The organism is Candidatus Methanoperedens sp. (genome assembly GCA_027460525.1).
Classification (GTDB): Archaea; Halobacteriota; Methanosarcinia; order Methanosarcinales; family Methanoperedenaceae; genus Methanoperedens.
This window is the reverse complement of record JAPZAS010000019.1, coordinates 12190-26084: the sequence shown is the minus strand read 5'-3', so window position 1 is coordinate 26084 and position 13895 is coordinate 12190. Positions and strand designations below refer to the sequence as shown.

At 46.0% G+C, this 13895-nt stretch carries 14 protein-coding genes; 5 read left to right on the top strand and 9 right to left on the bottom strand.

Features of this window, described 5'->3' with window-relative positions; genetic code table 11:
- Nucleotides 1-2: 2 nt before the first annotated feature.
- From O8C68_07125 to O8C68_07100, 6 genes are all read right to left on the bottom strand, one after another.
- Complete coding sequence (locus tag O8C68_07125; protein MCZ7395574.1) at nt 3-977, bottom strand: cytochrome c3 family protein; 975 nt, start codon at nt 975-977, stop codon at nt 3-5.
- A 58-nt stretch (nt 978-1035) separates the two neighbouring features.
- The gene (locus O8C68_07120) at nt 1036-3009 is read right to left on the bottom strand and encodes a DUF460 domain-containing protein (protein MCZ7395573.1); all 1974 of its coding nucleotides are present in this window, start codon (nt 3007-3009) and stop codon (nt 1036-1038) included.
- Between the two features lie 3 nt (nt 3010-3012).
- On the bottom strand, nt 3013-3882 hold the full coding sequence (locus O8C68_07115) for a serine/threonine protein kinase (protein MCZ7395572.1): 870 nt from the start codon (nt 3880-3882) through the stop codon (nt 3013-3015).
- 63 nt (nt 3883-3945) lie between these two features.
- Complete coding sequence (locus tag O8C68_07110) at nt 3946-4518, bottom strand: hypothetical protein (protein MCZ7395571.1); 573 nt, start codon at nt 4516-4518, stop codon at nt 3946-3948.
- A gap of 121 nt (nt 4519-4639) precedes the next feature.
- Nucleotides 4640-5380 (bottom strand): MBL fold metallo-hydrolase, encoded by a 741-nt coding sequence (locus O8C68_07105; GenBank protein MCZ7395570.1) that lies wholly within the window; start codon nt 5378-5380, stop codon nt 4640-4642.
- A 336-nt stretch (nt 5381-5716) separates the two neighbouring features.
- Nucleotides 5717-6988 (bottom strand): ATP-binding protein, encoded by a 1272-nt coding sequence (locus O8C68_07100; GenBank protein MCZ7395569.1) that lies wholly within the window; start codon nt 6986-6988, stop codon nt 5717-5719.
- 164 nt (nt 6989-7152) lie between these two features.
- Here O8C68_07100 and O8C68_07095 point away from each other — a divergent pair, with 164 nt between their 5' ends.
- Genes O8C68_07095 through porB form a run of 4 tightly spaced genes read left to right on the top strand, consistent with a single transcriptional unit; the run spans nt 7153 to nt 10011 of the window.
- On the top strand, nt 7153-7698 hold the full coding sequence (locus O8C68_07095; protein MCZ7395568.1) for a pyruvate ferredoxin oxidoreductase subunit gamma: 546 nt from the start codon (nt 7153-7155) through the stop codon (nt 7696-7698).
- Nucleotides 7695-7955: a 4Fe-4S binding protein gene (locus O8C68_07090; protein MCZ7395567.1), complete on the top strand. Its 261-nt coding sequence runs from the start codon at nt 7695-7697 to the stop codon at nt 7953-7955. The genes O8C68_07095 and O8C68_07090 overlap by 4 nt, the downstream gene beginning before the upstream one ends.
- Complete coding sequence (porA, locus tag O8C68_07085; GenBank protein MCZ7395566.1) at nt 7952-9139, top strand: pyruvate synthase subunit PorA; 1188 nt, start codon at nt 7952-7954, stop codon at nt 9137-9139. The genes O8C68_07090 and porA overlap by 4 nt, the downstream gene beginning before the upstream one ends.
- Nucleotides 9139-10011 (top strand): pyruvate synthase subunit PorB, encoded by an 873-nt coding sequence (porB, locus tag O8C68_07080; GenBank protein MCZ7395565.1) that lies wholly within the window; start codon nt 9139-9141, stop codon nt 10009-10011. Before porA ends, porB begins: the two co-directional genes overlap by 1 nt.
- A gap of 10 nt (nt 10012-10021) precedes the next feature.
- On the opposite strand, the gene O8C68_07075 is transcribed toward porB, so the two are convergent.
- Together O8C68_07075 and O8C68_07070 are read right to left on the bottom strand one after the other, a co-directional pair.
- A complete protein-coding gene (locus O8C68_07075; protein MCZ7395564.1) occupies nt 10022-10522 on the bottom strand; it encodes a hypothetical protein in 501 nt (166 codons plus the stop codon).
- 1 nt (nt 10523) lies between these two features.
- On the bottom strand, nt 10524-10823 hold the full coding sequence (locus O8C68_07070; GenBank protein MCZ7395563.1) for a UPF0175 family protein: 300 nt from the start codon (nt 10821-10823) through the stop codon (nt 10524-10526).
- Between the two features lie 249 nt (nt 10824-11072).
- Between O8C68_07070 and O8C68_07065 the strand changes: the two genes are divergently transcribed.
- Nucleotides 11073-11216, top strand: coding sequence for a hypothetical protein (locus O8C68_07065; GenBank protein ID MCZ7395562.1), 144 nt, complete (start codon nt 11073-11075; stop codon nt 11214-11216).
- 93 nt (nt 11217-11309) lie between these two features.
- On the opposite strand, the gene O8C68_07060 is transcribed toward O8C68_07065, so the two are convergent.
- Nucleotides 11310-13775, bottom strand: a complete 2466-nt coding sequence (locus tag O8C68_07060; protein ID MCZ7395561.1) for a right-handed parallel beta-helix repeat-containing protein — start codon at nt 13773-13775, stop codon at nt 11310-11312.
- Nucleotides 13776-13895 lie beyond the last annotated feature (120 nt).

The window sequence follows — 13895 nt, the reverse complement described above, 5'->3', positions numbered from 1 at the left end:
TTTTACCGTGAATTCCTCCGGATGCGCAGGTAATATGCCATTACGAGCCCGGATATAAGCAGGATTCCTTCAAAACCCGGTGCTTTTGTGGGAAGAGGGGTTGCTTGGCTTTCAGCCGTTATCTTTTCTGCATTCTTGGCATCATCAATGCCTTTCTGGACTTCGGTTTCAAAGTAAGTCAAATTAAATCTGTGCCATACCGAGGCAGTATTTTTCAGAATAGCTTTTGCTGTGTTCAGATCCTCCATGGCTCTGGTTACGTCCTTGCCTGATGCATTTGCAGATACGACTTCGCTTTGGGCTTTTGAAATTTCAACCTGTAAATCATTTACAGAGAATAATGCCGCTTCCGCTCTTTTGGGAACAGCAGGGTTGATTCCTGTTATATTATTATGGCAGTTGCTGCAAAAATCTTCTATCTCAGAAGCCGTCAGCACGTGAACGCTGTGTGCCTGATGACACGTTATACATGCAGGAGCAGGCAACATTTCACCAGTGGATTCTAATATCTCAAAATGCTTTGAGGTCTTGAATTCAGCAAGCTGGGAGCCATGGCATTTTCCGCACATTTCAGGAGTATTGGCACGTGCAATGCTCGCATTTGAAATACCGACGTGTGCTTCTTGCTTTGAAACCGCAGATGCGTTCCCGCCATGACATTTATCGCATGTTACACCAAAAAGGAAGTGTGTGGATATTGACCAGAGCGCATAGGTGCTGGATGTGGTCTTGTTGAGTTGATCCGCATGGCACTCAATGGAACAGGGAATGCCGCTTTCAAGATGCTTGATACGTATTTCTATGAATTGTCTTTGCGGCTCTGACGCAAAAAGCAATCTTCGGTGGCAGTCAGCACAGGTGTTGTTAGGAAAATTTGGTGCCTGTGCGATTGCAGGCTGAATCAATGTCAGCAGGAAAGATATTGCTACCAGCGCAAGAACTATACCAGCAATAATCGAAGCGTTTTTGAATCTCATATGAAATACTCCTATCATTAATGATGATATTACCCCCATATCAGCAGAATACTTAAATTTATCCTTTTATCTCACGTTTTCTTTCACTCCTGTACTCATCCACAAGCGATTCCAGCCACTTCTCTTTTGCAGCCATGCTGCGTTCTTGCGCTTTTTTATTCCAGTCTTCGATCGCATTCTTAATGTCCTCAGGATCGATTACTGCAAACTCGAAAGATGCGTCAAACTGGATGTTCACGTCCTTTACTTTTAGAACAGGTACGCCCAGGTCGAAAAGTTCCCCTTCTGCCGCATGGGACATATCATTGCAGATAATCACAGCTCCCACCCCAAGGTCGGCAAGCATTTTAGCAGTAATGCCGCCGCCTCCGCTTGCATCCCGCAATAGTATGATATCATCTTTTTTTATTCCAACCTGTTCTTCCGTCTTGAGGATGCTGTCCTTTGTAAAAGAAGAGATTATCTTTACAGGAAGGACTCTGCCGCTGATCTCAAGCCTGCGAATATGTTTTAGTCTATGTATCCTCTCGGAGAGCTCTGAAATTATTTTTTTGCTCTCTCTGATCCTGCCCTGCAAACCCATAATCTCTTTGTTGCGGATTTTTATTATTTTTTCTTTTTTAAGCTGCTTATATACCTCAGTCCGCTGTTTCTCAACAAGTTCTTCTAATTTCCTGATTTTATTATCCTTTAGAGCGAGTTCATTTTTCAATTCGTCCTGATATTCTTTCATTCCTTCGAGACTTTCTTCGTATTTTCGAATCTGCTCCTTGAAACGAAGAACCTCATAATCGGTTTTTTCAGAAACTGTTTCAACTTCGGGCTCTTTTATCTCTTTCTTAGTAAATCCAGAGATTACAGCATCTACAGACTTACCCCTCACAACCTGTGCAATCACTTCATCCGCATCCACACCAGGAGGTATTTTTTTCTTTATCTGTTCGAACTTATTCTTATTCTTGCGATACACAGATACTGCAGCGGCTATGGCATCGCGTTCATGGTTGTTTGAATATCCGTAAGGAGTCGCAAACTCAATTTTATCCTCGGCTGTGAGCACATCCTGAGGTGAGCCTGATACAGCGTTGAAGGCTCGGCGGATTTTTTCTACAGCGTTCGGCGTGGGGAACACATCGCTTGCTATGATAAGCGGTCTTCCCTGTTCTGCAACCATTTCAATAACATCGGGAATTGATATGGTTCTTGAACTGTGAAGCAGCCGCAGCTCTCCCTCTAATGTCAGCACGGCTACTGCCGTTGTTGTGCCCGGGTCTATACCCACGATTATATAATCCCTTTTCCTGGATTTGAGAGGCTTAAAAACGAGAGCATCGCGTTCTATATTTTTGACGCTCACCTGCACATCGCCATATTTTCCAGAACCGATATGAAGCAGGCTGCGTGGAGCATTAACGAGGAACTCGGATTTTGAGTAACCTCCGAACCTCTCGACTACATTCTGCGTGAATGTGAAGCCTTTGAGCTTTGATTGTTCATTCAGGTAATCCTCTATTTCCCTTGCCTTCTGCCTTACATGACCGTGCACTTTGCGCCTGTACCTGTTCTGGCTCCATCCTCCCCTCCCGAGGGAGCGCCCCCTGCTCACTTTAATTATGGTTTTATCCTCGAATGCAGAGACTTCATAGCCTATACCCATCTGGGCAAGTTGAGCGCAAGCCAGCGCCTCTGCATTGGGGTCGAACCTGTCGAATGAGAGCCCGTGCTCTTTTGCAAGTTTTGTAAGGGGCTCAAGTTTCTCGCCTCCTGTTACCTGAACCAGTTTCGTATCAGAGGGCAATTTCTGGAGGAAAGAAACAAGGTCGTGCTTATCAGAGGCGAGCTCAAAAATATTATCAACCGCGATTAACGCAGGTTTTTCTTTCCATGCCATCCTCAGGAATTTATGAATGCTCACCATGCGGTGATGCAGGGCTTCGCCGCCCTTGAGTATTACAACGGCATATCCAGGCTTTTCTTTTGCCCGGAGAGAGCCTTTTGCTATATCTATCCCGAAAATCACTTTTTCTGGCATAAATCAGGTCACTATGTTGTTCATTACCTCCAGCGCATCTCTTTTAATCCTGTATTTCCTGTTAAAAAAACTTAAGACGTTGTCTACGTCTCGCCTGAGCAACTCCCTGGCATTAATATGAGCAGGGGTTATGTACTGCGGCCAGTCTATAATCTCGGCGCCTTCGGGGCTTACAAATATATTGAATTCGCTCAGGTCTCCATGTATTATGCCGAGTTTGTATGCTTTTCTTACCTCGCCCAGTATCTCATCCAGATACCAGCCGGGTTCGTTTATTTTAGTGTGGGCAAGCTGCTGCCCTTTTGCAACCGACATTACGATGGCATGCCTGTTATAATCAATAGGCTCCGGAACGCTTACTTCGGGATAAAGGGTGCTAAGGGCATCGTGTTCCCTTTTCGCTGCAAGGCGCGAGGCATACAGCCATGAAAGATGTTTTCTCTCCCCCACATATTCCCTTTTTGTCCTGACCTGCTTGAAGCTCGTCTTCCCTTCCCTGTGGAACTTTATTATAACGTGCCTGTCAATTATGCCGCCTGTAGCCTCGTATACATGCGATTCCTTCCCTGCCCCGATTGCGTCGCCCATTGCATTTATGGTGCCGCGTTTCACAAACGCGTTCAGGGCTAAGAGGTCATAAGCCTCAAAATAGATCCGGTATCCTTCATAAGCACGGATGTTCCTGTGGATAAGTTTGTTTTTTGCAAGAGTGGAAAGGATGTATTCAACGTCTTTTATGTCGTAATTTGTAAAACAGACCAGTTCTTCCAGCGGAACCCATTCATAGAATTTCATTTTGTTCTCGATGGCAATAAGAACCCGAAATTCTTTGTTTGTGGTGGAAAGAAATGTATCTGAAATACTTTCAAGCATCAGTTACTATATATTACTGCTGACTATAAAAAGCGTTAATAAAAAAAAGAGGAAAAGAGGGTTTTACCTTCTTCCCCGCCCGCCTCTTTTGTCCCTTGAATCTCGCCCGCCTCCGCGTCCGCCTCCTCCTCCGCCTCCATATCCGCCGCGCCTGAATGAACCGAAATCGCGTTCTCCGCTGCCGTACATGCTGCCGTATCCGCCGCCTCCTCCGCCTCCCCCACCACGCCCGAATCCGCCGCTGCGTTTCCGTTCAGGCTGCTCCACATGCTTATCCGACATATTGATTTCGGTATTGACTTCTGTAATCGGCTCTTCGGACAATAGCATCTTCCCGTATTTTCCTATGTTCAGTCTCATAGAATTCCTGACTACCGAAATGTAGCCGTTCTGGATTGAAATCGTGTCCCCGGCTGCTATTTTTCCAATCTGGTCATCCCATAACGATAACAGGATACTTGCGGTTGCATCTGCAACTTTTACTTCACAGACCCGCTTGGCACCGAATTTTGATTGTATGTCCTTTACCTCTCCTATCTCGATCACTTTTAGAGTGGCATTAACATTTTTTGAGTTCTCTGTCATATCCTTTACATTGACATTTATAGGCGTTTCATTTGTAGGGGTTGTTTCCATTTTAATACCTTGCTTTGATTTTAACTTCCTGCCTCCCCAAGAGCTTAATTCGCATTCTTTGAGTTAGAAGAAGCATAAACCAGATAGTTGGTGGATATAATATAGTTTCTGCATAACAATCTTAAAACACAAATTCCATCCCGTCATACCCCAGAGGCCATTCTTTAACAGATTCATCATGGGGTGGAAAAAGATGGCTTAAATGGGTAAGCACAACTTTTTTCGCCTCCAATTCCGACGCCAGTTCCATCGCTTCTTTGGCATTCATATGTTTGGGTATTCTTGCCCTCGGCGGGATTATGGCGTCTGCAATAAGGAGGTCAGGTTTAAACATCAGTTCGATGCTTTTTTCCGGGATATCCCTGGCTGTATCCCCTGTTATCACAATCTTGCTTTTCCCATCAGTGAGAATAACACCGGCAGATTCGAGAAGCGGGGGGTGCCTGACTTCCACCAGCGTTATGTTAATACCGATCAGCTCAAAAGGAATATAGAATCGTACATCATGCCTTTTCGGCTTCATGAAAGACAGGTAGTTCAATATATAGTCAAGTGTATTTTTAAGACCGTACACATTCACGCCATTCTGTATCCGGTGAAAATCCCCAAAACCTGCATAATGGTCGTAATGAGGGTGCGTCCAGATCACACCATCAACGCGGCTTATGCCTTTTTTCAAAAGCTGCCATCGAAGGTCGGGGCTTGTATCGATCAGCACTCTTTTGCTTTCCGATTCAACCAGTATGGAAAAACGAAGCCTTCTACTCAATCCTCCAGCCAGTGCATCCAGGCATGCAGGACAGGAACACCCAAGCTTTGGCGTCCCCACGGCATCGCCTGTCCCGAGCAGCGTTATTTTCATAAAGCGACACCTCGCTTTATGCGGTGTTCAGGTATGCTTCGCATACCTGTCCCGAGACACGCCTCGGGAGGGCGTGTCCACGTAAACCGATACCCCGGTTTACGTGGTGTTCAGGTATGCGAAGCATACCTGTCGTTTGATAAACCTTTCTTAAAGGTTTACGTATGGCGAAGCCATACGTCAAGGGTCGCGCCCCTTGAGGGCGCACACACGTATTGCATAGCAATACGTGGATACGCAATCGACTGGCGTGACAGTCGTACGGCGTCAACTGACGTGACGGTTGCGCGGTGTAAACTGACGCAACAGTTTTTGATAAAACTTTCTTAAAGTTTTTCATTTAGTTTCATCCATCGTCTTTAGCGGAATCCTTTTATTGAACTCGGTTATTCCGCGAAGTAAATCTTCCTGTGTCAGGATTGTTCTCTCTGTAATAAGCCCGTTAAGCACTGCTTCCCTTACAATCATGCGCAGGTCGGAACCAGAGTATCCCTCTGTTTTCGAGGCAATCTCCTCTGTATTAAAGCTGCCCTCGATATCACGGATCACGATATCAAGTATCTTTTTCCTCATGTCCTTATCAGGCAGGGTGAACTCCACGATCTCATCAAACCGCCTCCATGCGGCATGGTCGAGTATTGTGGGATGGTTCGTTGCGCCGATAAGAAGAACGCCGTGCTCCACAAGGCTTATTTCGTCTATGGCTTTCAGCAGCGTATTCACAGCCCTCTTTAATGCAGCATGCTCATCCGTAGCACGGGCTTTTGCCACGAAATCGAACTCATCAATGAAAAGGATGCATGGGTTAAGCTTTTTTGCAAGCTCAAAAACCCTGTCGATGTTCTTGGCTGTTTCACCGAGGTACTGGTCTGCTATCTGTGAGAGCTTTACCTCGACCATAGGAATCCCAAGCCGCCCGCTAAGGGCTCGCGCAACCGAGGTTTTACCCGTACCCGGGGGACCTACGAATAAGAGTTTTCCAATCTCCCGAAGACCTATCCGCTTCAGGTAGTCGCGGTACTGGATTGCCTTGGCGATTTTCTCAATCTCATTTTCCTGTTCCTCTGTGAGGACAAGGTCTTTCAGGTTCTGCCTGATATCTTCGGGTGCCACGATATGAGCGAGCTTTAGCATCTCCTCTGAGCCCTTTTCGGATTCTATGCTCTTGATAAGGGACATTATCCACTCTCTTCCGCTTTCTTTCGGAGTATTGGTAGCTTTTGCTTTTTCATAGCTTACGGGAAGCGAGTCATAGCTCTCAAAAAAAGATGCCAGCACAGGGTTCTTATTGATGTCTTCAATCGCCTCAGGATGCTTTGCAAGCCATTTTGCAGCGAGGTCGAAAACAGTGAGTTTTATTTGCGAGCCGAACTCCTCGAACTCGAGGAAGGGCAGTGTTTTTGTGCTGCTCTTTACATTTTCAAGACCATAGATACTTCTTATATCGCCTTCGGTGACGTAGATCGGACGCTTTACAGTTTTCTCTTTCTCATCCCAGTAGTGCTTTCGTATTTTCTGCGGGAGGTCGTCCACGCCAAGCTTATCTGACTGGTTGTAAAGGTGCGCGGTAAGCACAAGTTCGGTGATTAAAAGTTTGTCATCTGTCATATTGAACTTCATTATTACGTTTCTAAATCACATATAGTTTATGAATAAACTTTAAAGCTCTCAGTAAAGATTAAATACCTTAGTGCAATTTTTGGATACATCCGTCACGATTGATTATTAAAATATTCCCCGTATTTAAATACGGGGTCTTTCTCGGAGAAAAAATGAAGGAAATACGAATACACGGCCGCGGCGGACAGGGTTCCGTAACAGCGGCTGAACTTTTAGCAGTGGCTGCCTTTGAGGATGGGAAATACAGCCAGGCTTTCCCCGCATTTGGCGTGGAAAGAAGAGGTGCTCCTGTGATGGCTTTTGTGCGCTTAAATGATAAGCCCATACGTTTAAGGAGCCAGATATACGAACCCGACTATGTGATAGTCCAGGATGCCACCCTCGTGGATGTAGTTAATGTTGCCGCAGGGGCAAAACCCGAAGGGATTATTCTCATAAACACCGAAAAAAGCCCGGAATCCTTCAACCTGAATACAAAAGCCAGAGTTAAAACACTTGATGCCACAAAGCTTGCGATGGATATAATAGGAAAACCCATCGTCAATACCACGCTGGTAGGAGCATTTGCAGGCGTGAGCGGTCTTATAAGACCTGAATCCATAAAAAATGCTGTTATGGAGCGTTTCCCTGGAAAAGTGGGAGAAAACAATGCGAAAGCTATCCAGGCAGCCTACGACCTGATGGAGGCGCAGCGATGAAACTGGTAATTAAAACAGTAGCCAAACCCGGAAGTACGAATGTCAATAAGACAGGAGCGTGGCGTTCATTCATGCCTGTTTTTGACCACAAGCTGTGCAGCAAATGCGGCATCTGTGCAATGTACTGCCCGGAAGGAATCGTGTATAAATTGGAGAACGGGTTTTATGAACCCGACTATGAATACTGTAAAGGCTGCGGTATCTGTGCGAATGAGTGTCCCAAGAAGGCAATAGTAATGGTGCTGGAGGGCAAATGAGGAAGAGAATGGTCGTTGTGGAAGGTTCCTATGCAGTAGCACACGCGGTCAAGGTCTGCAAGCCAAATGTGATATCAGCCTACCCTATAACCCCGCAGACGCATATCGTGGAGGATTTAGCACAGTTCGCAGCTGACGGCGAAATGAACTGCGCGTACATGAATGTAGAATCCGAGTTCTCTGCCATCTCAGCTCTGATAGGAGCAAGCGCAGCAGGGGCGAGAACGTATTCTTCGACAACATCTCAAGGACTTGCGCTGATGCATGAAGCCCTGTTCAATGCCTCAGGCATGAGGTTGCCCATTGTTATGACCGTGGTGAACAGGGCGTTGAGCGCTCCCATCAATATCTGGAACGACCAGCAGGACTCCATCTCTCAGCGTGATACGGGCTGGATACAATTGTATGCAGAGGATGTGCAGGAGTCTGCGGACATGGTTCCACAGCTTTATAAGATTGCTGAGGATGCTGAAGTTATGCTGCCTGCCATGTCATGCATGGACGGGTTCATTCTTTCCCATGTTTACGAGCCTGTCATTTTACTTGAGCAAAGCATAACAGACGAATTCCTGCCTGCTTATTCGCCGGAGAACATGCTCGATCCCAAGAACCCAATGTCCTTTGGTGCCTTTGCTGACCCGAGCACGTACACAGAGTTCCGGTACAAGCAGGAGAAAGCCATGGGTGTGGCTTTGAAGATGATAGAGGAAGTTGCTAACGAATTCAGGGATGTATATGGACGATATTACGGCGGTCTCATCGACGGCTATATGCTCGATGACGCCGATATCGTGATAATGGCAATGGGGTCTGTCATCGGCACGATAAAGGATACCATAGATGTTCTGCGCAGCGAAGGCGAAAGCGTGGGTCTTCTCAAGGTCAGGTCGTTCAGACCTTTCCCAGCCGATGCTATTCGAGCGGCGCTGAAGAAAGCAAAGGTAGTTATAACGCTTGATAAGAATATATCTGTCGGCAAGAACGAAGGCGCCCTGTGCACCGAGGTAAAGGCGTGCCTTCATAACACTGATATCCGGGTTCCTGTTATCGGCTTCATGCTCGGGCATGGAGGGCGTGATATTCCTATGAGTACGATTAAGAAAATAATCACCAAAGCAAAGTTAGTGGAAAAGGGGATATTCGTTGAGAGCGAATTCGCTGATTTGAGGGAGGAGCTGGTTTGATGAGCCTTCTTGCTCCTGGTCATAGAGGATGCGCGGGATGCTGCGATGCCCTTGCAGGAAAGTTCGTGCTCGATGCCATTGGCGAGGACTGCATCGTTGTTTCTCCTACAGGCTGCCTTGAGGTGTTTACCACGCCATATCCTGAGTCTGCATGGGGCGTGCCCTGGATACATTCGCTGTTTGAGAATGCAGCGGCAGTTGCTTCTGGCGTTGAGGCTGCGCTTAAATCCATGGGAAAAAAGAACAACACTAAGATAATTGCAATCGGAGGCGATGGCGCTACGCTGGATATTGGCTTGCAGGCAATCTCAGGTGCATTTGAGCGGGGACATGATTTTACGTATATCTGCGTGGATAACGAGGCGTACATGAACACAGGCATACAGAGAAGCGGCGCCACGCCTCTGTTCGCAAGCACCACCACAAGCCCGGCTGGGAAAGCCTCATTCGGGAATCCGCAGCATAAGAAGAACATGCCTGCAATTATAGCAGCCCACGGTTCTCCCTATGTTGCCACGGCGTCTATTGCTTATGCACCTGACATGATGAGAAAGATCAAAAAGGCAGCAGAAACCAAGGGTCCCACGTATATTCATGTGCATGCGCCCTGCTGCACGGGCTGGAAGTTTGAAAGCTCAAAGACCATCGAGGTCGGGAGGCTTGCGGTCGAGACTGCGATGTGGCCGCTCTATGAGATGGAGAACGGCACTGTTACGAACGTGAGGAAGCTGAAGAACAGGAAGCCAGTGGAAGAGTATCTTAAGGCGCAGGGCAGGTTCAAGCATCTCTTTACCCTGGAAGGCGGCGCAGCGGAAATCAAGAAGATCCAGGCGATTGCGGACTGGAATGTGAAGCATTTCGGGCTGGAGTGAATGCCATTTTTCATAGTCCCTCAATAACTTTTCTGGCGTCCTCATAAACATCTACACTGAGCCACATTACTCTTGCAAGTTTATCCAGAGCATCCAGTGCCTCACTTTTCGATATTTTCCCAATCTTAGCAGAACGTATGAGCACACCCAGAGAACCGACAACCTCAAGCCCTAATCCTAATGCGAACCTCCTTGCTGCGAGATCATCAATAAGTATCGGGAATTTTTTTCTCTTTGCAAGCATTATTGCAGAGGCTTCGCCGTTTTCTATGCCTGCGCTCTCTGCGATTTTCTTTGACGTATCGTTCTTGCTTTTTTCTATTACTATCCAGCCTTTTTCTATCTCGCTCTCTATCAAAAAAGCATCGGATGCACCTTCTTCTTTTCCCCTATCAACGACCTCTATTTTGACCTCCTGTGGAATCATCACTTTTCCAAACAGTTCCTTGAGTAGCTTCAGCCGGTCTATTCTTGCAAGATGGATAAGCGGTCCTGAGTTGCTGACAATCATATTATTTCATAGCCCACTTAATATCAGCATATAGGTCTTCTTTCTCATACCCGAAAGGAATTTTGCGCTTTTTTAATTCTTCGAGCGCTGCCCTGTATGTTATTCCAGCCTTACTTGCTGCTTTCCAGAGTGAGATTTTCCCCTCGCTGTAGGATTCAAAGGCTTTCTTTACCCGATATTCACGAAGCGCATCGCCTATGAGCTTGCGCAGCATCGTACCTTTGTCAAGAACTTCCTGTTTGCAGGCTTCTTCTATGTCCTGTATGTATTGCTCAGGAAGGCGGATGGAGATGGTTTTCATAATGATTACGTTTTATTATAACGTATACTTAAGGTTGTTGGTGGTTTGGATCTTTTTGGAGCAAGGGAAATTAACGATGCCGGGGCGATATGCGGACTGGAATGTGAAGCACTTCGGGCTGGAGTGAGCACGTAATCTAACCGCATATGAACACAGATAAACGCAGATGGGTTATTCAGTTAACGAACAGATTTTAAAAATATATAATTTATATATTAGTATTACTATTGGATTACAAGTGGAACTTGAATGAAACCCGATGAACTTGATAAAATTGTAAATGAGGCAGTGCAGAGACTAAAAAACATCGATGGATTTGAAAAAGTAAGGTTTATCATTCTGTATGGTTCTGCGGCGGAAGGTTCATTCGTCACGAAGCCTGGCTTCACTTGATGTTCACAACCATAAATCCTGCTAGAACAAAAAAATAAAAGAGGGGATTTGCGCCCTCTTATTTTGACTTAGGACAACTTTACTTAGGTCGTCTCATACTTTATGTATAACGATGCTTCCCCCGCTAATAGCCTGTGGACTTGCAGCCTCGATATCATCAGATCCTCCGAGAACGTTGTCGTAGACTAAATTGTCCGTGGTCTTATCCCAGATCTTAATACGGAATTTGTCAACGCTTCCGCCACCGTTGATTGCACCATCAGTAGCTGTCAGCAGGAACCCGTAGTTGCCTGCACCGTTAATCGTGCCTGTGCCACTGAACTGCGCGCGTGCACCGGATATTACAAGCCAGTCATAGCTCGTGGAGTGGAAGTTAAGATTTTCGATCTGGAATTCAGTTTGACCGGTCGGGACTGTAGCGCCTTGTTTGTACTTTGAGACGAAACCGAAGTTAGCTCGCCCAGCCAGCGAAGGATCTGCCTGGTAGGCTCCTGCGGGTGAGTCAATCCAGCCGCCTCCTGTTACGAACCCGCCGGTCGGGTCGTACACAACCATGAACTGATATGCCGACGACCCAACACTTTCCACAGTCAATGTAATTGTGTAAACCCCTGCTGCTCTATATATATGGCTGCCAGTGACCGATCCAGCACCGCCGCTCTCCATTACTGTTCCTAAACTCGTCCCGTCACCCCAATTCCATTCCGCAGAGTGAGTACCAGTAGTGCCGTGGTCTGCGAATGAGGCGCTTGCCTCAACCTGAGTGTCTACTCTGACCGGATCAATCGGTGCCATGATAGAACTAATCCATTTCTTTCGTACGGCAGCATTCCATCTGCTTGCTGTTGAAGTAAGTACAGTTATCTCGATATCACCGTTTGTCAGAACTGCTCTGCTGGAAACGCACGGGTCAGGTGATGCTTCACCGGGACTGCCAGTGCAGGGTGGTACAGGCACACCATTCTTAAATATTTCAATCGTATTCTGATCCTCTCGCGGAGGAATCGCTGAGGAGTTAATCTGGAACACGATGACAAGCGGCGCCTTGGTCATGGCGTTAGGTGCAGTAATATCTATCTGCAGGCCTATTAACTGGAAGGCAGAGGAAGAAGTTTGTGAGGCGGGCATTTCCTCAATGGTTATTGTGCCTGCATTGGGAGTAGTGACTGAAGTTTCTACAGGGTCAGATACTGTGGTTCCAGCGCCTGTAGCTACTGTATCGCCTGGGCTGACCGATTGCGTAACGCTCTCTGTCGTAAGAGGTAAATAGTCCCCTCCATTTATAATATTCCCGGAGCTATTGTAGGGAATCGACGTATTACCCAGACCATCTCCATCGGTATCGTTACCGGCATAATCTGACCAGTAATTACCGCCAAGATAAGGACCTCCAATGATGTTTGTACCTGCCTGTTTTGTTATATTCCAGATATTGTTTCCATCATCCCAGGCATTGATTGTCCATGCATATTCCGAGTTGTTGAAGTAGTTGTTGTATATGGTGTTAGTGTATGAATTGTCTATGCCTATGCCTAAATCAGTATTCAGGCTTACAACGTTGTTTGTCAGGGTGTTATTGCCGCTGGAAGATTGGAGAAATATTCCCACGCTGTTAGAGCTTGCATTGTTGTTTGTCAAGGTGTTATTGTTGCTGGAAGATTGGAGAAAGATTCCCTCCTGATAGATTCCCGCGCTGTTAGAGCTTGCATCGTTGTTGGTCAAAGTATTGTTACTGGAAGAGTCGAGATAGATTCCCGCGCTGTTAGAGCTTGCAATGTTGTTGTATATGCTGTTAGTGCTTGATTTGTATAGCTTTATACCAAACTCAGTATTCGAGCTTGCAATGTTTCCGCTTATTACGTTATTGTTATTGCCTGAAGTAGAAAAAGTTGAATTTGGATGCCAAAATAGATTAATGCCTCCTCGATTATTCGAAAAATTATTATTCATCAATTTGTTGTCGCTAGAAAATTCCAGAAGGATGCCATAGTACGTGTTCCAGTTAGCATTGTTGTAGCTCAGATTATTGTTGCTTGAAGCATCCAGAAAGATGCCATAATTGTTAGAGTTTGCATTGTTATTGGACAAGGTGTTGTTGGTGGAAGAGTTGAGGAGGATTCCTTCAAAATTCGAGCTTACATTGTTATTTTCTATGCTTCCATTTTCTGAGTCTTGATAAAAGATGCCGCCGAGCCAATCCGTGACTGTAAGATTTTTAACAGTTACATTTGTTAGTGTCATTGTTGAGTTATACACATGCACCCCGTAAGTGTTTGAGTCATATACAAGCCCCCCATAAGTGAGATAATTCGTGCCATCAATCGTAAGGCCGGCGCCATCGAAAATCACATGGCTTGAGGTGATATTGATGCAGCTTGGAGCGCTATTCAGTATGCTGGTATTGAGCACATATTCTCCTGGTTCGGAAATCGTCTGACAGGAATCTATTTCCGTTACCGCAACTGCGCTGCCAAGCAGCAATAATGCCAGCATCATTATTCCTGAAGCTATTCTGAGGGTATGCCCCATGCACATGTTTTTCATTACTGATTTTCTCATTTTTCAAACCTCCTATTATGAAATCCACTTTCTATATAGTAAAGCAATGAGCGACACCATAACCAAAAACCTCAAATGCTTCTTTTTGGGTTCTCCTTTTTTATTCGCTTTCCAATTTAT